The following is a 21,195-nucleotide window of genomic DNA, read 5'->3' as shown; positions in this document are numbered from 1 at the left end:
CAGTTGATTTATCAATACTTTTTGTCAGGTTATTTAACAAAAAAATTATTCTAAAATTAGAATGCGCTTTCTTAATATTTGGGGGAAATTGGATAAAGTATACTTTGTCAGCGTATTAGGTTAAAATACCCTTATTCTTTATTACATGTTTAAAATAATATTATAAAGATAAGGTGAAATTAAATGTTTAAAAATAAATGGAAGTTTTTCTTACTCAATCTTTTAATTGTCCTTTTGATCTTTTTTATTTATTCATCAGCCTATAATCTCCTTAACTTTATCAATTCAATTTTCTATCTTAGCTTTTTTTATCTCATTATCGTTTTATTTATGTACACGGCTAAAGGGGGATTTTTCGATGGTGTTACCTTCGGCTTTAGAAGATTCAATAATCTCATGTTTAAAAAAAACGACTATTTAGAATCATGGCGTGATAAACCATTGCCTTCGGAAAAGTTTAACGCTTCTCTCTATCAACGCCTTAAATTCCAAGCAATTTCAATGCTTGTTCTTCTAATCATTTTACTTGTCCTATACTATACTATGTAAAATATGGTTATACTTAATATATCTGAAAATTAAGTTTACCTTATGTAGGGGAGAAGCTATTAGACCGTATTTAGATAACGGTCTCTTTTTTTCTAATACCGCCCCATAATATGGAAATTTTGCTCCATTCACTGTAATCAAAATAGGGAAAAATAACCATTTTATCAATTATACTTGTCCAAATTCAGAATATTTAATATAATTAGCTTTACCACTGTCTCTGCCTTGTTTTTCTTGTGTTATTTGTAAATAAAAAAGAGTGCCCCAAATGATATCCTGGGACACTGCCTCATTTACCTCAGATTATTAGTTAGATCGTTTCTCCAGCCAGTCGGCGATCGTTGGGTAGGTTATCTTTACAGCTTGACTGCCAAATGTAATCGAAGTATGCCCAACTGGTAAACATTTATATTCTTTATCTCCACTAGAAATGGCATTCATCAATGCTTCTACTTGGTGCGGCTGGGCGATAAGGTCATTTTTACCCGCTAAATTAAGGACATTTGCCTTAATATTTTCAAGCTTGACCTTCTTACCACGAATAACCATTTCACCTTTTATCAATTTGTTCGTTTGATAGAAATCTCTAATCCACTGACGATACGCTTCACCTGGGAACTGAATACCGTCGTTTAGCCATTTTTGCAATAGTTTAAAACTCTTAATAAATTTCTCATTTTCGGCACGTTCATACAGACTAATAAATGGTCCATAGTTCGTTGCCATTGGATTGATCATTTTGTTCCCAAAATCAATCATTTCAGGCGGAATAACCCCTAAGGTATCTACTACTTTATCAATATTAAAGTAGCGTTCATCTAACATAGCACCATAAGACCCTGTGTTTTCAAAATCAAAAGGGCTTGTCATAAAAATAAGATTGCGTATTGGCAATTCTGGGTGCAGCGCTGCAAAGATAGACGTCATCGTTCCTCCCATGCAATAACCAAGGATCGAAACTTCGTCAACATTCGACTTTCTCAGTACCTTACGAACTGCACGCGGTATGTAGTCCATAATGTAATCATCTAGTTTCATATTTCGATCTTCGTAACCTGGTTCACCCCAGTCAAGGAGATAGACATCAAACCCGCGATTAACCAAATATTCTACTAAACTCCCGCCCTTTGTTAAATCCAATACATATGGTTTATTAATGAGGGCATAAACCAAAAGAAGAGGAATCTTATGTTTTTTTGGACTTTCTGAAATATACCGATAAAGCTTTGTTTTATTTCTTGTCCAAACAAGTTCTTTTGGAGTAGGTGCTACTTCCGGCTCGGCATCAGTGGTTAGTACTTGACTTGCCCTTACTGTACGTTGAAACACCTCTTTATATTGCTGTGGTGTAAATTCGATCAACTCATTCAAATCTGTTGGCATCAGTACGCTAATGACTGTTCACTCCTTACATAATTTATTTACTCTATCAATTTATTAATAAATCCGAACCTTCATGACAATTACATGTAAAGTCCGCCGTTAATATTTAACTGCTGTCCAGTAATATAGTCTCCATCTTTACATAGGAACACAACACCACGAGCAATTTCTTCTGGCTTACCTAGGCGTTTTTGAGGAACTTTTTCGACAATCCCTGCAAGAACTTTTTCAGGAATGGCTTGGACCATTTCTGTTCCGATAAATCCTGGACAAATGGCATTAACGGTTACATTACTTTTAGCCAATTCAAGTGCGAGGGATTTAGTATATCCAATTAGCCCTGCTTTTGCTGCAGCATAGTTTGTTTGGCCAAATCCTCCAGCTTGTCCAATAATGGATGAAATGTTAATGATTCGTCCTGCATCTGATTCAAGAAGATAAGGTAAAGCTGCAGATGTATTGTTGTAAACACTGTTCAAGTTAACATCAATTACTTTTCTCCAATCTTCTTCGTTCAACTTTTTAAATGTGCTGTCTCTGGTAATCCCTGCATTATTAACCAAGATATCTAATTTGCCATAATGCTTGATTGTTTCATGTACAAGGTATGTAGCTTCATTACTTTCTGAAACATCAGCTTGAACTGCGTATGCTTCTCCGCCAAATTCATTTATTTCTGCAACAACTTTATCTGCTAGTTCTTTACGGATATTATAGTTGATGACAACCTTTGCGCCATTTTTAGCCAGTTCCAATGCAATGGCTGCACCGATTCCTCTGCTTCCTCCTGTTACGATTGCTACTTTATCCTTTAAACTTACCATATTATCCATCCTCTCAATATATTATTTAATTTTTAAAGACCTTCTAGTTTTAATGAAAATAGGTAATGCGTTTCTATTTTGTTACTTCTTGTGATTTTAATAAGGTAAGAATTTGAGTCATTTTATTGTCTAAACTCCTCATATCCTTTTTTAAATTCGACAATTCTCTACTAACGGATTCCTGATTACCTTCTTGATCCAATTTCTCTTCTAATCTTTCTTCTAAATCATCAACCTTTGCATCCACATTCACGATCAATGAGGAAATGTTAGCAATGTCATTACGAGATGGTACGTTCATAAACTCCAGGTACTTCAAAGTTGATTCATCAATCATTTTTTTAAATTGGAGATTCATCTCCAAAACTTGTCCCATCCCTTCAGACGGGAAGTCCTTGCCGATTTGCTCATCAAACAATTTACTGCTTTGTGAATAATAATCCTTCCACATATCATAAAAGTCAAACCCTTGATTCATGTTTTTTCCTCCTTATTCTTCTTAGACGTATTCATCATACTAACTATACGGAAATAATTAAAGATTAAAAATTGAAAATTATCAAAATATTTTTCTTCCTTTTTTGACAAATTTCCTTATTATTTGCAACTTCCATAGAGAGAAAAATCCAACTTGATAGATAGAGAGACTTTTAAAAAGTAATTTCAAAAATTACCCAAAAACTTTACAAGTAAACAAGTTAATAAGTATAATCAATTTTAGAGTCTCAATTTTCAGTAGATAGATAATATTCAGAATTAAATTAATTAGGGGGAAAAACGAATGAAGGTCAAACATTGGTTATTGCTGTTAACATTTGGTTTATTTCTAAGTGTACTAGCAGCGTGTTCCGGCGATGAGTCGAAGGAACCAGCAGGTACAGATACAAAGGAGGAGGAAACGGGGGAAAAAGTTCTTAACTTTTTAAACCCAGAAGCTATTCCTTCGATGGATCCAGCGTTAGCTACAGATGAGTCTTCCTTCATCTATTTAGCTGCAACAATGGAAGGTTTATATCGTTTAGATGAAAAAACACAACCAACTCCGGGGATTGCTACAAAGCATGAAGTAAGTCCGGATGGTCTGACTTGGACCTTTACATTAAGAGAGGACGCTAAATGGTCAAATGGAGACCCAGTAACTGCTCATGATTTCGTCTATTCATGGCAGCGTGCGGTTAATCCTGATACAGCATCCGAATATGGACCATATATGATGAATGGCGTAATCAAAAATGCTGCTGCAATAAGCAAGGGTGAACTAGCAGTAGAAGAACTTGGAGTTAAAGCAGAAGGTGATTTTACTCTTGTTGTTCAATTAGAAAATCCAACACCATACTTTGAAACATTAACGACATTTGGAACATTCCTTCCATTAAATAAAAATTTTGTCGAAGAAAAGGGAGATAGTTTCGCAACTAGCTCAGAGAATTTATTAGCCAACGGTCCTTACACGATTGCCAACTGGTCTAGTACTAGTGATACATGGGAACTTGTAAAGAACAAGGATTATTGGGATACAAATACAGTAAAAATGGATAAACTGACATTCAAAGTCGTAAAAGATCCACAAACAGCTTTAGATTTATATGAAGAAGGTACAGTTGATCGTATGGATTTAACATCCGATTTAGTTGACCAATATTCTTCAAATGATGATTATTTGGTTTCAGCAGATACATTTGTCTACTTCCTGAAATTTAACCAAACAACTTCAGATGCTTTAGCAAATAAAAATATTCGTTTGGCTCTCAGCCGAGCATTTGATAAAGAAGGTTTAGTAAACGAAATTTTAAACAACGGTTCCATTGTTGCAAATGGATTGGTTCCAAAAGACTTTACTCCAATGCCTGAAACAGGTAAGGATTTCCGCGAAGTTAGCGGCGACCTTGTTAAATATGACCTTGAAGCTGCAAAAGAATTCTGGGCAAAAGGTTTGGAAGAGTTAGGTACAGATTCTGTTGAACTTGAGTTCTTAGCAGACGATGACAAAACAACTAAATTATTAGTTGAATATGTTGCCAACCAACTTTCAACGAATTTAGAGGGACTAAAGATAAACATTAAACAAGTTCCAAAAGAGCAGCGTCTTGATTTAGATTCCAATATGGAATATGAACTTCAACTTTCTAGATGGGGCCCTGACTTCCTAGATCCATTTACTTTCATGAACCTATGGACAACGGATAGCGGAAACAACTGGACAGGATATTCAAGTCCGGTATACGACCAATTAGTATTTGATACAGCTTCAAAACTTGCTACAGATAATGTGGCACGTTATAACAACTTCTTAGAGGCTGAAAAAAAGTGCTATTTGAGGACGCACCAATTGCACCTGTTTACCAATCTTCTAGGGCACAATTGATTTCTCCTAGAGTTAAAGGTGTGTTCGTAAACCCATTCGGTGCAACATACGAATATAAATGGGCAGATGTAGGGGAAGAGTAAAATCTTCACTTCAAAATGAGAGAGGGAGAAATACCATCCGGTATTTCTCCCTCTTTTTGTCACTAATCATTTCTTATCGCTAGATTTCATGATATCTGCCTCAACCCGGCTCATGAATTCATCTACTGCACTATATCCTTGCTGCTTTAAATACCAGTTGTTTGCTGCTGCCTCTATTAACCCTGCCACATCACGTCCGGGCTGCAGCTGAATTTCCATTGAAGGAATTTTAACCCCCATATAGTCGGTATAATAATATTCTTGTTCTAAATCATTATATAAAGCGTCCTTTTCCCACTTCGTCAAATGAATATCAAGTGAAATCCGTGTTTCGTCCTGGAAAGCCTTACGACCATATAAGCGGACCACATTTAGCAATCCAATACTCCGGAGCGCCAAAAATTCCTTTGTTTTCCCATCATGAGTACCCAAAATGGTTTGATTACTGAGCTTCTTTAGGACAACAATATCATCCGATACTAGCCGGTGTCCACGACGAATTAGTGTATGGGCCGTCTCACTTTTTCCTACCCCCGAATTACCACGAAGTAAAATTCCAATCCCTGACACATTCATACAGACTCCATGAATAGAAATCTCTGGTGCTAGTTCCTTTACCAAAAACGCATCTAATTTTGGGATAAACTCCGATGTTGTCTCTGGCTGGTTTGTTACTAACAAAGGGATACCCTGCTCAGTACAATGGTGAATTAAATAGGTTAGTCCTTCTTCGCCTGCCGTTATGATAAAACATGGTGGATGGTAGTGAACAATGTTTCCAATTCGAATTTTACGTTCCTCTCTACTTAACTTATGTAAATAGGTAATTTCCTTTTTTCCTAAAATTTGAACTTGTTCTGTAGGAAAAAAATCAAAATGACCGACAAATTCTAATCCCGGACGATGCACCCGCGGCTGTGTAATAATCTTTTGCAAGTGGTTTTCTCCAGCTAATACTTTTAATGAAAACCTTTGAACCAAGCTTTCTATTGTTACTTTTTTCAACCTATACTCACGTCCTATTAGCCTAATATACTAGCCATTATACTTAAAATTATTGGAAACGTCATCCATTTAAGAAATGCGGCCTAAATTCCATCGCAAAAAAACACCCTGTATATTCAGAGTATTTACCTGTTAAAAAGGATTATAGTTTGTGATTAAAACTTCGGAAGTCTTTGTTTTCTTTTGCTTTATTTGGTAATTAGAATTGGTGTAATTGTAATCCAAATGGTTCACAAAGTAGGTATCTTTATGTTCATCTGCCCAATTAATCAGGATGGTATTTTCCATCCCTTTATGTTCCAAGACATTAGATAGAGCAAATTTTACTCCTCTTTGGTGTAACTTATCCAATAGACATAACAAATCCTTTTCTTCCTTTTCAGTCCAACCATTCTGTTCGTTATAAGTAGCGGTTGAAATTAAATAGGGAGGATCTGCATATAGGAAATCTCCTTCAACTAAATGACTTGTTTCAACATCCCTAAAATCAATTCCGTTAAACTCAATAGATTTATCCTTTATTATCTGAATAAAGTCTTCTAATTTTGTACGGATATTTTCATTAAAGTCCCTTTTTCCAACAGGTATATTATATTGCCCTTTTTTATTGAAGCGAATTTGATTATTGAACCCAAAAACAGTTAATACATAAAAAACAATATCAAAAAATGGGCTGTCTTCTTGTCTTTTGTTATAAAACTCTCGTAACTCCAAGTATTTTTCTTTGTTATATTCGGAAAGTCTAATTCCTGACATACAGTTGTACTTTTCATATCCAAATCGGAATGTATTTGATAATCCAAATCTCTGTATGGTTGAATCTATTGTTTCAAACACCTCATTAATAGGCATTTCCTTTAATGTATTATACAGCCGTATAACTTCTTTTTGATTATCTATGCACATTGTTCCACTTTTAGCATTTGCATTGATGGCGACATTAGCTCCACCGCAGAACAAATCAACAAAATGGTCAATATGTTTTGGGAACAATGGCTCAATCTGCTTTAAAAGTTTGTGCTTTCCACCTGTATAATTAAAACATGATTTATAATATCTTTCCTTTTGTCCCATCATTTTGAATCCCTCTGTTCACTTTGCAAAGATACAATATTTCTTTATGATCATCAATTTTTGTTTTTCCCGTTGTAAAAGCATTAAATGCAAGGTCAAATGTTTTTACATCACCTCTTGTACCAAGAGTTTCAATTATTTCTTCTGCTGATATCTTCGCATTCGATCTTCCCACACCTTTTTGAGCCATGTTATTGAAAGAAACTAAGATATATATGCTGTCGATGTGAGATATTAGGTCAGCAAAGGCCGTGGGTGCTTTAGCCGTGCAGTAATCACTTTTAATTTGCAGGCGATCAATCATTTTCTTAGCTACACCTGTTACAGTGGGCTTTTTCCATTCAGCCACATTTTCTAATAGGTGATAGGCGTCACCATACTGGCGACTATTGTATGGAGTATCTATATATACCAAGTCTGCCTTTATCACTCTCACTAATTGATTTGCGTCTTCTTGAAAAATAATGTTTCCTGTATTTAATGTATCTTTGTATTCAGGTACAAGCAGTTTTATCTGCTTCGTACTATCCAATTTTCTTCTATATGCATCATAATGTCCTACGGTATTAGCTGCCTTATCCATTGCATACAGCAAAGAAGTAATGAGAATCGCTTTCTCTCTGAAACCCAAAGAATCATTAAGTTCCTCAATTCTTTGTCTAATAAATCCAATCTTTCTTGCGTTTTCCATAGTAAAGTAGGTATCACCAAAATGAATTGACATATAGTTGTCTTCGGTTACTTCTACCGCATTAAACTCGTTGATCATTTTTTCTATCTTTTTATAATCAACCTTTTCATCACTAAACCATGTCCAATATGAAAGGTAATTCGAGTATAGGATGTCATTAATCAGTATTTTCTTGCCTTCGGTCCTGAAACGATCAGCTACAACACCCGTACCTCCAAATATATCGGCTACTGTTTCAACATCACTACAATTCTCTTTAACTACTTCCCATATAAACTCTAACATTTTATACTTACTGCCTAAATATCGCCGATTTTTTATATTGAGCTTTGCTTCTTCCACTACAGGCAGACTCAATTGTTCTTCTCTTTTATTTATAGTGTTATTTATGTCATTCATATGTTGCTTTGTCCACATTCTCCAACCTCTCCAATCTTTTACAGGCGGGGTTACTTTCTCACTTTTTATCCAGTTATGAAGCGTCTGCCTCGTAATATCAAATTTCTCCAATATGTCCTTTGTCCTTATATACGTAACCAATATTAACACCTACCATACGCATCGTGGCATCTTAACCATTTTACTATTTTGATTATAGCATTTAGCTTGTCCTGGTTATATTTCAAATACGAGCAGTAACTTTAACTTTATTTAAAGTGAGGTCTTAAGTACTACGAGAGAAAACCCCATTATTTGGAGGTAAGTGATATGATATATGTATATAATAATAGGAAGGAACATCAGGATGGACCAGAACATTCTATTTCGGAATAATGTGAGTATTAAAGGCAAAGGTATACAATCAATCATTTTTGCTCCTGGCTTTGGCTGTGACCAAACTGTTTGGAAGTCAGTTGCCGAAGCATTCGAAAAGGATTACCAAACCATTTTACTTGATTACGTAGGTTCGGGTCGTTCAGACATACATGCTTATGACTCGAAACGATATAGTAGTCTTGCAGGCTACGCACAAGATGTACTTGATGTTTGTACAGCCTTAGAATTAAAAGATACTGTATTTGTTGGTCACTCTGTTGGGAGTATGATTGGTATGCTGGCGTCGTTGAGTCATCCTGAGTACTTCTCTCGACTCGTTATGATCGGCCCTTCTCCATGCTACCTAAATGATCCTCCGCATTATTACGGCGGCTTTGAAAAAGAGGAGATTTTAGGCTTAATTGATATGATGGAGAAAAATTACATAGGCTGGGCAAATGTTTTTGCTCAGGCAGTAACCAATAATCCGGAGCTGCCAGAGGTCAAACGCCAACTGGAAGAACGTTTTTGTTCCACTGACCCTATTATTGCACGTGAATTTGCGGAGGCTGCTTTTTTCGCCGATAACCGCTCCGATTTAAAAAAAGTAACAGTACCAGCACTTATTTTACAGTGTTCAAATGATATTATTGCTCCATTAGCAGTGGGAGAGTATATTCATCATCAGCTTCCTAATAGTATTCTAAAAATAATGGATGCAACGGGACATTGCCCTCATATGAGTCATCCCGAGGAGACTATTCGTCTAATCACCCAATACCTGAACGAAAAATCTGTATTTGTAGAAAGCAGCCCAGCGGGTAGAGGAGTTCATCTTTAATGGACGAACAATTAAATCATGCACCTTGTGGATTTCTCACTCTGTCAGAAGATGGTTTTATTATAGAGATTAATCAAACTTTGCTAAGGATACTCAATTACAGCCAAGATTCTTTAATAGAACAGCATGTCAATTCTATTCTCACTGTCCCTGCCCGTATGTTTTTACAGTTTTATTTTTTCCCGCTTGTAAAACTTGAAAATCGGGTAGAGGAAATGTATATTTCACTAGAGACCAGTAAGAGAGAAGAAATTCCCGTTCTTATCAACGCTGTCTCAAAGAGGGTAAAAGAGAGAACGGTATTGGATTGTATTATTATACCTATGCGTAAAAGAAACGAGTATGAAAATGAATTGCTTTTAGCAAAAAAGGAAACTGAACAAGCGTTAAAAGCAAAGCATAAAGCGATTACGGAATTAGAGACTACACTTAAAAAGCTGGAAATCCAAAAAGAAGAACTACTTGAACTGAACCAACAAAATCAAAAATATAAAATAGAGACAAAGAAAGAGTTAGAGCTCGCTAGAATTATTCAAGAAACATTATTAACCAATCCGATTAACAATGATAAGGTTCAAATGGAAGTATTCTATAATGCATCTGGTGAATTATCCGGTGATATCTACGGGATTTATCAAATTGACCAATATCGCTATGGAATCATTCTGCTCGATGTGATGGGCCATGGGATTTCTTCAGCTTTAATCACAATGACTCTTCATTCTCTGTTTCAAAGATTGATTTCAGCAGGACTTCCTGTTGATCTTGTAATGAAAGAATTGGATAGCCACCTTCACAAGTTGTTTCATAACAATGAGGAGGCAAGGCATTATTCTACCGCTATCTTTCTTTTAATTGATACAGAAAGCCAAAAAATTGACTATATTAATGCTGGTCATCCGCCTGCTTTATGGCAGGACCCAGACGGAGCACAATATGAATTATGTTCAACCGCCCCACCACTTGGAACATTTGAGGGTGTTGTATTTGAAACAAAAAATTTCACCTACCGAAAGGGAGGCAGACTGCTCCTTTACACAGATGGTGTTGATCCCCTTGCTTCAAACTATTTAGCTCCATTATTAAGAAAAACGGTATCATTACCTTTATATAAACTGAAAGAGGAAATTTTACTGTACCTAAATAATGAAAAAAATGTATATCATAAGAGTGATGATGAATCCTTTATTCTTGTTGACTTAAAATAAAAGTTCCATATAAAAAAACTAACTGAGCTAACTAGGGGATTTTTCCATAAAATATTTATCAATTTTCACGGTAGAAATAACCAGTACTCCCAATCTTGAAAAATATAGAGAATTATGATAATATAAAATAAATTTAAAAGACCATGTGTAACTGGCGAAACGCGGACAACCGCGAGGGAGCACATGGTGTCACAGCCGTTCGCCTGGGCAGAGGTAAGGGAATTATATCCCTTGCCTCTTTCTGTTTATTAAAGCAAAAATTAGGAGGAAAATCATGAGTACTATCACTTTAGAAAAAGTAAAAACGATTAAAACACTTAATAATATTGCAGAAAGTGGATTAAAGGTATTCAATAAGGGTAATTTTCAAATTGACAACGGCAGTGAAAATCCCGATGCCATCCTTGTTCGCAGCTTTAATATGCACTCAGTAGAAATCGGCAGTAATTTACTAGCAATTGCAAGAGCTGGTGCAGGTGTGAATAATATTCCGGTAGAAAAGTGTACAGAACAGGGTATCGTTGTATTTAATACTCCTGGTGCAAATGCCAATGCCGTAAAAGAGATGGTACTAACATCATTAATCTCTTCATCCCGTAACCTTTTTGCTGGTGTTGCTTGGGCAAAGGCGTTGGAAGGGGAAGGCGACCAAATTCCAAAGCTAGTGGAAGCTGGAAAAAAACAGTTTGTCGGAAAAGAAATTAAAGGGAAAACATTAGGTATCATTGGTTTAGGAGCTATTGGTGCGCTCGTAGCGAATGATGCGCTTGATTTAGATATGGATGTCATCGGGTTTGACCCGTTTATCTCTGTTGATACAGCATGGAATTTGTCCCGCAATGTACAACGGGCAATGACAATTGAACAGTTGTTCTCAGAATCTGATTATATTACTGTGCACGTACCATTAACCGAGGATACAAGAGGAATGTTTAACGAAGCAACATTTAGCATAATGAAACCGGGAGTTCATATATTAAACTTCTCACGTGGAGAGCTTGTAAATGAATCAGACATGGGAGCAGCTCTCGAAAGCGGGAAAGTTGGAAGGTATATTACTGATTTCCCAAATGAAACTATACTCAAAATGAAAAATACAATCCCAATACCACACCTAGGTGCTTCAACTCAGGAATCCGAAGAAAATTGTGCGATCATGGCCGCCCGTCAGGTAAAGGAATTTTTAGAAACAGGAAACATCAAAAACTCAGTGAATTTCCCCAATACTTCTCTTCCTTATACAGGAAAGCAGCGAGTAGTGGCATTTCACCACAATGTTCCAAACATGGTCGGACAGATCACATCCGCTGTATCAAGTTACCAGTTAAACATTGCGGATATGGTTAACAGAAGCCGAGGGGAATATGCGTATACGATGATTGATATTGATAATAAAGTAAATGGTGATGTTATTCCGCTTTTAGAGGAAAAAATCAGACAAATTTCTGGTATTGTAACTACTCGAGTTATTTAAACATTAAAGAGATAATAAGTTTCCCTAAAAAATGGAGCCAAGTTTCAATACTGGCTCCATTTCTTGTGCCTTTATTTATGGCAGGGTTCACCGTATTGTATCTAAGTGATATCTTTAATTTAACCTTTGAGAATTTGAATTTGGAAATAGCGTTAACACAATGGATTATAACTTTTTTGAAGCATTTGTAACCAATGTCTCAATAAAATTTACAAAAGCCTTCACGACATTCCATTCCAAGGATTCCTTATGGTAATACATCCATGTTCTGCGTAATATAGGATTTCCTTTTTGGTCCGTTAAAACTATTTTATATAGATCATCTATATCTTTAAGAATACGGCTGGACAAGAAGCCATATCCTAATCCATTTATAACCATCTCCTTACAAGTATCAACCTGGTCTACTTCTATACTAATAAAAGGCGACTGTGAATAGTTTTCTGCCCACCAATTATCAATTAATGTTTTTAGTAAGTAATCTCCGTTATAGTTGATTCTAGGGAGATTAGGCAAATCAACAATATCAATCTGCTCACTCGATGCAACTGAAACTGTTTCTTCAAATAATAAATGTTTCTTCAGTCCTCTGCTGCTATAGTCACCGCGAACAAAGCCGATATGAACATCCTTATTGTGTATAAGTTTCGTGATATCTTTACTCCAACCTGTAATCACTTTAAATTCCACGTGCGGATACTGGTTTTTAAATAATTTTAAAATATAGGGCAGTTCATAATTAGCAAAAAAGTTGGAAACACCCATTTTCAATGTTCCTACTACTTCATTACCAGACGTTTTATTCATATTCCTAACATGCTCTTTAATTTTGTTATATTGAGCAAGGATATCGTCGGCACACTGAACAAGATATTCTCCCTGTGGAGTAAAATGAACTCCTCTACTTTCACGGGTTACTATTTTGACACCTAATTCTTCCTGCATGTGCTTTAAACGGTTGGTTAAAGCAGGTTGTGTAATAAACAAAAGCCGTGCTGCTTTTGTTAGGTTCTTCTGACTATAGAGGACCTTTAGTATTTCCCAATCACGATAATCCACCATTTTCACCTAAATTTTCCCATATATTTTTTTTTTATATGTCATTATAATTTTTTAGCATTTTATATATTTCCATTATTGCATTATCATTAATCCGTAGCAATTAATAATTACTTCTTCAATCCCTGGATTGAAACTTCATTAAATCTGAATCATTTGTAAGGTTAAACACAACATATGTAATCTTTAGCCATAATCATTGAGCATCTTGTTTGCATGACATAAAGAATTTTATAAAAAATAGGAGGAAATTTTATGTGGATTATAACTCGTTATTTAGATTCAACAATATCCCTGTTTGAATTCGAAACTGAAGAGGAAGCAAGAGAGGCTCTCAAAAACATGAAGGGCTGTAACATACTCTCTGAGGTTTTATATTTCAACGATCCTTGTTTTCAAGTAGCTTAAAATATTTTTATTCTAGTGAAGGATTAAAAGTTGAAATTGAAGTTTTCCAATACTAGGTGATTCCCCTCCGTTGAATGAAGGGGCTGCCAAGAGTCTGTCTATACTGAAATAAGAGCCTACTATTTAGGCTCTTATTTTTTACCTCCTGGGTCAATTTCATAATTGTTTTTTTTAATTATTAGGCTGACCGAATTTTCATTACAATTTTTTGAAAAATTAGGCTGCCAACTTAATTCTTTCTGAAGCCGAACCCCTATACTAGGCATTACAGCCTACTCACTTTTCCACTCAAAAAGAGTGATACTACTATAAAGTTTACCGTACCTACTGAAGTGGTAGTTTCTTCATATTTATTACATGTAATAGTTACTTTAAAACCACAGCAGCCCAGAATCTTTTAGTATTACTGTACCCTTCCTTCTAGAAAACGAGAGACAGTAATAAATTTTTAATCCTTCAAAAATGCTTTTTTTACAGTACTATGGCAACATTGAAGTGGGAAGTACCCTAAAATTTGAGTCATTTATCAAGATTATCCCCACCATTACGCGACATTTCAATCCCACGATTTAACACTTTCGAGATCTTGATTAACTTTTGAAAATCTTCAACGGTAAAATCTTTAAGATTCATTAAATGCTTTCCGTATTCCTCTTTATCTAATTTTTTATGATATTCATAGACTATTTTACCTTTTGGAGTCAATTCAATAATCAATTCACGATAATTATCCGGATTTCTATATTTAACAACTAATCCCTTTTTGATAAGTTTATCAACCATTTGGGAAACAGCGCTTTTGGTACGGTTGGTTATTTCTGCAATCTCAGAGGTATTTGTTTTTATTTTATTGCCAATTAAGTTGAGTGTATGAACTTCAACCATATAGAGCTCATCTTCTGTTCCATACATCCTAGGGATGCTCTCGTAAGAACTAAGCAGTCTAGAGGTTTCGTAAAGTGTTTCCATCAGTTCGTTAAACACTTCCTCTTTTTCCAACCCTTCCACCCCCTCATTGTTTACTTAGATAACTATTATTGTATTGTAACATATTAGGAAATACAGTTTTAATTACTTTGATTTCCTCGTTAAATCCGTTAATTTTGTGAACTTTCAAAATATTATTGACTACTAACAGTTAAGGTGCTAAACTAAGTATACAGTTAAGCTACTGAACTGAGATAAATACTTAAATGTTAGCGCTTTAACATAATGATTAGGAGGGGGAAAATCGTGAGATATAATTTTGATGAAATTGTTAATCGCAGAAATACTTATTCATTAAAATGGGATGGGGAAGATTTGATTAAAGCAATTGGTTATACAGAAAGATACGACAATGAGACCATTCCTTTATTTACAGCTGATATGGATTTGCCTGTGCCTCAACCGTTAATCGATGCACTTCACAAAACAGTTGATCATCGTATTTTTGGATATTCTGTTTTCCCAGATGAGTATTATGAATCCATTCAGCATTGGTTTAATAAAAGGCATGATTGGAAAATCAATAGAGAAGAAATCGTATATAGCCCAGGAACGGTTCATGCCTTAAATGTAGCAGTTAGAGCATTAACCAAACCTGGAAACGGTGTCATTATTCAACGTCCTGTCTATCCACCGTTCACAGCTGCAATCGAAGGTAATGGAAGAATTGTTCGGAACAATGCACTGAAATGTGATTCAGAAGGGTATTACACCATTGACTTCGAAGATTTTGAAGCAAAAGCCAAAGAAGAAACGACAACGATGTTCATTCTATGTAATCCACATAATCCGACAGGAAGAATTTTTACTCAAGAAGAATTGAAAAGGCTTTCAGAAATTTGCGCGGAAAATAACGTTCTCATTGTCGCAGACGAAATTCATGGAGATTTGATCAGGAAAGACCAAACGTTTTATCCAATCGCAAAAGTAGTGAACAATACAGACCATATTCTCACTTGTACAGCAATCAACAAGACATTTAATGTCGCTGGTCTTCATTGTACAAATATGATTATTTCAAATCCTGAGATTAGGACAACCTTCAGTCAAGCAATGGGCATGCAGCTGCCATCACCGTTTACGGTTTCCGCCTTAATTGCTGCCTACAATGAAGGAGATGAATGGTTAGAACAGTTAAACGACTATCTTGATGACACAATGGAGTATGTGAAAAATTTTCTTGCAAAGAACTTGCCCACCGTTAAAGTCAGAATTCCTGAAGGAACTTACGTGATGTGGCTGGACTTTAGCGAATATGGACTGACATCTAAAGAGGTGCATAACCGCATCTATAACAAAGCAAATGTCCTGCTTGAAGACGGAGAGATGTTTGGAGTAGAAGGAGAAGGCTTTCAAAGGATTTGCATCCCAACACCTAGACCTATCATAATAGAAGCACTTGAAAGAATTGCGTTGCAATTTCAGGATGTTAAATCTAAAAATCTATGAAAAGCATAGAAAGTTTGTATATCCCATTCATAAAGAATCTAAATAAGGTCAAACAAGGGGGAAAGAAGGTATGGAAGAAAAACTAGCTGCAGTAACTACTCCGGTGTCAGAACCAAAAAGGTCTTCTACCAAAGATCTAAAAAGAGTTTTAGGCAGAGGAGACTTAATGTCGATTGCTGTTGGACAAATTATCGGGGCTGGGATTTTTGCATTGGCTGGGACAGCCATTGGTATAACTGGTAAGTCTGTAAATATTGCGTTTATGGTGGCTGCATTATTGGTTGTTTTGATGTCTTTAACCCAGATTGTCGTTAGCGGAACCGTCCGAATGAGGGGTGGATTTTATACAGCAGGAGCATTGCTGGTTGGAAAGCGATTTGCTGGATTCTATACCATTATCTTTATCATAACTAACGTTGCCATAGCCATGTATGCCTTATCCTTTGCGGATTATTTCTTAGCACTCGTTCCTGGGCTAAATTCAACGTTAATCGCTGCTGTAGTTCTAACCATATTTTATTTAGCCAATTTATTGGGGGTAAAAGAAGCTGCTAGAGTACAAAATTTAATGGTCCTTGCTATGGCGGTCGCGTTAACCTTATTCATTGTATACGGTATGCCTCAAATTCAGCCTGGTTATTTTTCTGGTGAAGATCTTATGCCTGGCGGAATGATGGGAATATTTACAGCTGCTGCTTTGTTAACATTTGCAACAGGTGGAGCCAATGTTATCGTAAACTTAGGAGCTGAAGCAAAAAATCCAACTAAAGATATTCCATTTGTAATTATTGTATCAACGATCTCAGTAGCAATAATTTATGCCTTAATGGCGACAGTTGCTGCAGGTGTATTGCCTGTTAGTCAGGTTGCTAATCAACCTTTAACGGTTGTTGCCCTTGAAATTTTGCCTTATCCATTATATGTATTCTTTGTCGTCGGTGGAGCAATGTTTGCCTTAAGTACCACTTTAAATGCAACATTAGGATGGGTAACCAAGCCTGTGCTTCAAGCTAGTATTGATGGATGGCTGCCTAAACAACTCGGAGCTATTAATGACAGATTTAAAACTCCACATGTATTATTGACAATTTTTTATTTCATTGGTTTGCTACCGATTATTACGGGCTGGGATATTAGTGGAATTGCGAGCTTTGCACTAATCTTAAATAATGTTCTATGGCTAATCATAGCCTTAGCTACAGTTAGATTGCCAAAGGTCCTTCCTGATATGTGGGAAAAATCAAAATTCAAGACCTCTAAAACAAACCTTTGGATTCTAAGTCTTGTAGCAACAGGGTCAAACGCGTTTCAAGTTTACTTATTATTTAGGGATCTAACTACACTGTTGATTATTGGAAATATTATCCTATTCATTCTAGCTATCTTATATGCCATTTGGAGAGATAAGTCAGGCAAAGTTGATATGGAAATAAGCTATGAAGAAGCTTAAGCACCATTTATGTGTTCTACATTAAATGTAATAATTGAAATCGGTCTCATTCAGATCAACTCGTTAGAAAAAAGAATTTAAATCCATTATTAACAATCTTAATTGGGGGTAAGCATAGTGACTAATGATAGTTTATATCAAAAATCATATATTCGTAGATTACCAGAACTCGCCAAGCTCGCACCAGATACATTCAAAGGATTTGCCGAATTTGATAAGCTGGCACTTTCTGACGGGCTGATTCCTAAGAAAACGAAAGAGTTAATGGCTGTGGCAGTTGGACATGTAACTGGCTGTCCTTATTGTATTGATAGTCACGTATCATCTTCAAAAAGATTAAAAGTTTCAAAGGAAGAAATGGCAGAAGCAATTATGGTTGCTACTGCCTTAAAGGCAGGGTCCGCGATGGCCCATGGTTTGAATGCATTGCAAGCATATGATGAAGATAATAATGAGGAACTCTATCCAAAATCGAATATGGCAAGATTCAAGGAATTTGCTGAACTTAGTCCAGAAGGCTTCCGTTCTTTTAACCAATTTGATAGGGAAGCGATGAAGCCTGGACTAATTAGTCGAAAAGATAAAGAGTTAATTGCAATTGCTATTGCCCACGTAACAGGTTGTCCTTATTGTATTGATATCCATACCAAAAATGCAAAGAGATTAGGTATTTCACGTGAAGAATTAGCAGAGGCAATTTTTGTGGCCACGGCTCTAAAAGCTGGTTCAGCTCTTGCGCATAGTGTTAATGCATTAAATGCTTATGACTTTTAATAATTCAGAAAAGGATGGATCTTAATATGACACAAACGATATTTACTGAAAAGGCCCCAAGAGCGATTGGACCTTATTCTCAAGGAATTCAAGTAGGTGATTTGTTATTTCTATCAGGACAAATTCCAGTTGATCCGGAAACGAATGAAGTAGTGGAAAATGACATTGTTTCTCAGACAAACCAAGTAATGAAGAATATAAAGGCTATTTTAGATTCTCAACGTCTTTCTGTAAAAAATATCGTAAAAACGACAATTTTTCTAAAAGACATGAACCAATTTGCCGTTGTAAACGAGGAGTATGGCAAGCATTTAGAAGACCATCGTCCTGCTAGATCAACGGTAGAGGTGAGCCGTCTGCCAAAAGATGTACTCATTGAAATTGAGGTTGTCGCTTCTTTAAAATAAATAAAAAAATAAAACTGCTTCGATAAAAAGATAAGCCGACTACTCCTGGTAAGCGAATCTTGAGCACAAAAACTAGGGGGAATGAGTACTCTTTTAGGTCAATCCAGTATAATAGTAAAAAACCTCATTTACTTATGATATGGTTCACCGTAACGCATCTAAATGAGGTTCTCTTGGATTTTTTTGAGATAACAAAAAGAATGCTAGTATCGATGCACCAAAAACCCACTTTCATTTAAATAAGAAGTCTTGTCCTGAAAGTAACCAGCGAAGGTAAAATAAGCGGAGATTTTCCGGTTAAATATAGAATGGAGCTCATTTCGGGGGAAATAAGGGGAGGTTTTCCGCTTATGCAAAGCAAAATCCCCCATTTTCACATTTTTCAAGTCAATAGGCGAAATCTCTCCGTCTATTTAAGCTATTTTTTATCTTATTTTCTAAATAAGCGGAATTTCTCCGTCTATTTATCAAATCGGGTGCTTAACCTGATTCCCCAACTTTAAGGAGAGGCTTTTGGCTAAAAACCTCATTTACTTATGATACGGTTCACCGTAACCTATTTAAACGGCCGTTTTTGTAATATAAAAGGTGATACAGTAATCTGTATCACCTCTATTAATGGCTTCTTTAAATACAGAGATAGATCTTCTGTTTCGGAAGTAGAAGATCCATCCACTTGCATTACTGGTTGATTTGGCCGCCATCAACTGTATAGATAGATTGTGAAACATAGGAAGCGTCATCTGATAACAAGAAAATTGCTACATTTGCCACTTCTTCTGCTTCTCCGTATCTTCCCATTGGGACTGCAGCACCAAATGCTTTTCTTGCTCCTTCAGCATCCTCAGGAACTGTATTTTTTTCAATTTGACGCATCATACGTGTATTGATTACTCCAGGTGCCACTACGTTCACTCTAACACCAAATGGAGCTGCTTCTAATGCAACCACTTTGGTCATACCAATCACTGCATGTTTGGAACTATTGTAGCCAACAAACCCCGGTGAACCAATTAAACCTGCACCTGATGCAGTATTTACAATACTGCCAGCCCCTTGCTTCTTCATCACAGGAACAATGTATTTTAGTCCAAGGAATGCCCCCTTAACATTGACATTGAAAACTAAATCAAAGGTGTCAGTTGGATAATCTTCTACATTTGCAGTAATTCCTTCTATCCCTGCGTTGTTGAAGAAGCCGTCAATTCTACCAAATTTTTCAACCGTTGCCTCAACATAAGCCTTGACATCCTCTTCTTTTGCTACGTTTGCCTGAAGAGCAATCGCTCTTGAATCATCAAGACCTATTTCTAATATCACTTGTTCGACTGCCTCTAAATTTAAATCCACTAAAGCAAGTTTCGCTCCTTGCTCAGCTAATTTTTTTGCAGTTGCTTTTCCAATACCGCCTGCTGCACCTGTCATTACTACTACTTTTCCATCAAATTTGCCCATCTCTAAATCCCTCCTAGGGTATAAATTCAAATATATCTGTTCGTTACTTCAAATTGATAAAAATTATAAGATTATTGTGCTGTATAACCACCGTCAATAATTAGGCTATTTCCAGTCATGAAAGAAGAATCATCGCTAGCCATGAAAAGTACTGCCTTTGCCATTTCTTCTGCTTTACCAAGACGTTTCATCGGAGTAATCGCAGATAATGCTTGTTTACTTTCTTCTGGAATAATTGGTGTATCAATGAACCCAGGGCATAATGCATTAATACGAATATTTTGTTCTGCATATTCTAGTGCAAGTGAACGTGTTAAGTTAATCACACCGCCCTTTGCTGCGTTATAGGCTGCTGACCCAGGTGAACCAACCAAACCGTACATAGATGCAGTATTAACAATTGTACCTCCACCTGTTTTTAACATTTCACGGATAGCTTCACGAGCTACTAGAAATACCCCATCTAAGTCAACATTTACTGTGTTACGCCATTCAGAGTACTCTAAATCATGTGAAGGATGAACGCGCCCGATACCAGCATTGTTGAACACAACATCTACTCTCCCGAAAGTTTCAACTGCTTGTTTAAAGACATTGATTACCTCTTCTTCACTTGTAATATTTGCTTTAACAAATAGAGCTTCGGCATTAAGCGCTTTCAATTCCTCTTCAAAGGCTTTCCCTTTTGCTTCATTTAAATCAACAAGAACTACTTTAGCCCCTTCTGAAACGAATAAACGTGCTGTCGCTGCACCGATACCAGATGCTCCACCAGTAATCACAGCTACTTTGTTTTGTAATTTTCCCATGATAGATTCCCCCTGTATATTTTCAATAGCACTATCAAATTTTCACTAGAATTGATATACTTAGCTAAAATTTGTGCTATTTTGTTCACAATTAAATTGTACTATTTTGTCCACATTTAACAATCATTAAGATTTTACAAAGTG

General features: G+C 36.1%; 19 protein-coding genes, 1 pseudogene and 1 riboswitch. Of the genes and pseudogenes, 10 read left to right on the top strand and 10 right to left on the bottom strand.

The window, feature by feature from the left end; genetic code table 11:
* The first annotated feature begins 183 nt into the window (after window positions 1–183).
* On the top strand, window positions 184–549 hold the full coding sequence (locus QFZ28_RS02605; RefSeq protein WP_307193205.1) for a DUF3899 domain-containing protein: 366 nt from the start codon (window positions 184–186) through the stop codon (window positions 547–549).
* 306 nt (window positions 550–855) lie between these two features.
* On the opposite strand, the gene phaC is transcribed toward QFZ28_RS02605, so the two are convergent.
* From phaC to QFZ28_RS02590, 3 genes are all read right to left on the bottom strand, one after another.
* Window positions 856–1,932 (bottom strand): class III poly(R)-hydroxyalkanoic acid synthase subunit PhaC, encoded by a 1,077-nt coding sequence (gene phaC, locus QFZ28_RS02600; RefSeq protein WP_307193204.1) that lies wholly within the window; start codon window positions 1,930–1,932, stop codon window positions 856–858.
* An 80-nt stretch (window positions 1,933–2,012) separates the two neighbouring features.
* Window positions 2,013–2,756: a 3-oxoacyl-ACP reductase gene (locus QFZ28_RS02595; protein WP_307193203.1), complete on the bottom strand. Its 744-nt coding sequence runs from the start codon at window positions 2,754–2,756 to the stop codon at window positions 2,013–2,015.
* Between the two features lie 73 nt (window positions 2,757–2,829).
* Window positions 2,830–3,234: a polyhydroxyalkanoic acid synthase subunit PhaR gene (locus tag QFZ28_RS02590; RefSeq protein ID WP_307193202.1), complete on the bottom strand. Its 405-nt coding sequence runs from the start codon at window positions 3,232–3,234 to the stop codon at window positions 2,830–2,832.
* A 303-nt stretch (window positions 3,235–3,537) separates the two neighbouring features.
* Here QFZ28_RS02590 and QFZ28_RS02585 point away from each other — a divergent pair.
* A pseudogene (locus QFZ28_RS02585) lies at window positions 3,538–5,204 on the top strand (peptide ABC transporter substrate-binding protein).
* A gap of 66 nt (window positions 5,205–5,270) precedes the next feature.
* Here QFZ28_RS02585 and hprK read toward each other — a convergent pair.
* The 3 genes from hprK to QFZ28_RS02570 form a co-directional block, all read right to left on the bottom strand.
* Window positions 5,271–6,209: an HPr(Ser) kinase/phosphatase gene (hprK, locus tag QFZ28_RS02580; RefSeq protein WP_307193201.1), complete on the bottom strand. Its 939-nt coding sequence runs from the start codon at window positions 6,207–6,209 to the stop codon at window positions 5,271–5,273.
* A gap of 132 nt (window positions 6,210–6,341) precedes the next feature.
* On the bottom strand, window positions 6,342–7,286 hold the full coding sequence (locus QFZ28_RS02575; RefSeq protein ID WP_307193200.1) for a DNA adenine methylase: 945 nt from the start codon (window positions 7,284–7,286) through the stop codon (window positions 6,342–6,344).
* On the bottom strand, window positions 7,258–8,391 hold the full coding sequence (locus QFZ28_RS02570) for a DNA adenine methylase (RefSeq protein ID WP_307193199.1): 1,134 nt from the start codon (window positions 8,389–8,391) through the stop codon (window positions 7,258–7,260). The genes QFZ28_RS02575 and QFZ28_RS02570 overlap by 29 nt, the downstream gene beginning before the upstream one ends.
* Before the next feature lie 328 nt (window positions 8,392–8,719).
* On the opposite strand from QFZ28_RS02570, the gene QFZ28_RS02565 reads away from it, so the two are divergent.
* From QFZ28_RS02565 to QFZ28_RS02555, 3 genes are all read left to right on the top strand, one after another.
* Window positions 8,720–9,571 (top strand): alpha/beta fold hydrolase, encoded by an 852-nt coding sequence (locus QFZ28_RS02565; protein WP_307193198.1) that lies wholly within the window; start codon window positions 8,720–8,722, stop codon window positions 9,569–9,571.
* Window positions 9,571–10,779 carry a SpoIIE family protein phosphatase gene (locus tag QFZ28_RS02560; RefSeq protein WP_307193197.1) on the top strand — a complete coding sequence of 403 codons (1,209 nt, stop codon included), beginning with the start codon at window positions 9,571–9,573 and terminating at the stop codon, window positions 10,777–10,779. Before QFZ28_RS02565 ends, QFZ28_RS02560 begins: the two co-directional genes overlap by 1 nt.
* A gap of 137 nt (window positions 10,780–10,916) precedes the next feature.
* Window positions 10,917–10,995: riboswitch (ZMP/ZTP riboswitch) on the top strand.
* 58 nt (window positions 10,996–11,053) lie between these two features.
* Window positions 11,054–12,253 (top strand): phosphoglycerate dehydrogenase, encoded by a 1,200-nt coding sequence (locus QFZ28_RS02555; RefSeq protein ID WP_307193196.1) that lies wholly within the window; start codon window positions 11,054–11,056, stop codon window positions 12,251–12,253.
* 165 nt (window positions 12,254–12,418) lie between these two features.
* On the opposite strand, the gene QFZ28_RS02550 is transcribed toward QFZ28_RS02555, so the two are convergent.
* Window positions 12,419–13,312, bottom strand: a complete 894-nt coding sequence (locus QFZ28_RS02550) for a LysR family transcriptional regulator (RefSeq protein WP_307193195.1) — start codon at window positions 13,310–13,312, stop codon at window positions 12,419–12,421.
* A gap of 255 nt (window positions 13,313–13,567) precedes the next feature.
* Here QFZ28_RS02550 and QFZ28_RS02545 point away from each other — a divergent pair, with 255 nt between their 5' ends.
* Window positions 13,568–13,720 (top strand): hypothetical protein, encoded by a 153-nt coding sequence (locus tag QFZ28_RS02545; protein WP_307193194.1) that lies wholly within the window; start codon window positions 13,568–13,570, stop codon window positions 13,718–13,720.
* A gap of 519 nt (window positions 13,721–14,239) precedes the next feature.
* Here the strand turns inward: QFZ28_RS02545 and QFZ28_RS02540 are convergent.
* Window positions 14,240–14,719 carry a MarR family winged helix-turn-helix transcriptional regulator gene (locus QFZ28_RS02540; protein ID WP_307193193.1) on the bottom strand — a complete coding sequence of 160 codons (480 nt, stop codon included), beginning with the start codon at window positions 14,717–14,719 and terminating at the stop codon, window positions 14,240–14,242.
* A 234-nt stretch (window positions 14,720–14,953) separates the two neighbouring features.
* Between QFZ28_RS02540 and QFZ28_RS02535 the strand changes: the two genes are divergently transcribed.
* From QFZ28_RS02535 to QFZ28_RS02520, 4 genes are all read left to right on the top strand, one after another.
* Window positions 14,954–16,156, top strand: coding sequence for a MalY/PatB family protein (locus QFZ28_RS02535; RefSeq protein ID WP_307193192.1), 1,203 nt, complete (start codon window positions 14,954–14,956; stop codon window positions 16,154–16,156).
* A 70-nt stretch (window positions 16,157–16,226) separates the two neighbouring features.
* Window positions 16,227–17,606, top strand: a complete 1,380-nt coding sequence (locus tag QFZ28_RS02530) for an APC family permease (RefSeq protein WP_307193191.1) — start codon at window positions 16,227–16,229, stop codon at window positions 17,604–17,606.
* Window positions 17,607–17,723: 117 nt separating this feature from the next.
* Window positions 17,724–18,380: a carboxymuconolactone decarboxylase family protein gene (locus QFZ28_RS02525; protein ID WP_307193190.1), complete on the top strand. Its 657-nt coding sequence runs from the start codon at window positions 17,724–17,726 to the stop codon at window positions 18,378–18,380.
* Between the two features lie 26 nt (window positions 18,381–18,406).
* The gene (locus QFZ28_RS02520; RefSeq protein ID WP_307193189.1) at window positions 18,407–18,787 is read left to right on the top strand and encodes a RidA family protein; all 381 of its coding nucleotides are present in this window, start codon (window positions 18,407–18,409) and stop codon (window positions 18,785–18,787) included.
* A gap of 681 nt (window positions 18,788–19,468) precedes the next feature.
* On the opposite strand, the gene QFZ28_RS02515 is transcribed toward QFZ28_RS02520, so the two are convergent.
* Entirely contained in the window at window positions 19,469–20,242 is a 774-nt protein-coding gene (locus QFZ28_RS02515; protein ID WP_307193188.1) for an SDR family NAD(P)-dependent oxidoreductase, read from the bottom strand.
* Window positions 20,243–20,313: 71 nt separating this feature from the next.
* Window positions 20,314–21,051 (bottom strand): SDR family NAD(P)-dependent oxidoreductase, encoded by a 738-nt coding sequence (locus QFZ28_RS02510; RefSeq protein ID WP_307193187.1) that lies wholly within the window; start codon window positions 21,049–21,051, stop codon window positions 20,314–20,316.
* Window positions 21,052–21,195: the final 144 nt, after the last annotated feature.

Source organism: Neobacillus niacini, from assembly GCF_030817695.1.
Taxonomy (GTDB): Bacteria; Bacillota; Bacilli; order Bacillales; family Cytobacillaceae; genus Neobacillus; species Neobacillus niacini_F.
The sequence above is the reverse complement of the archived record's forward strand: the minus strand, read 5'-3'. Positions and strand labels throughout refer to the sequence as shown.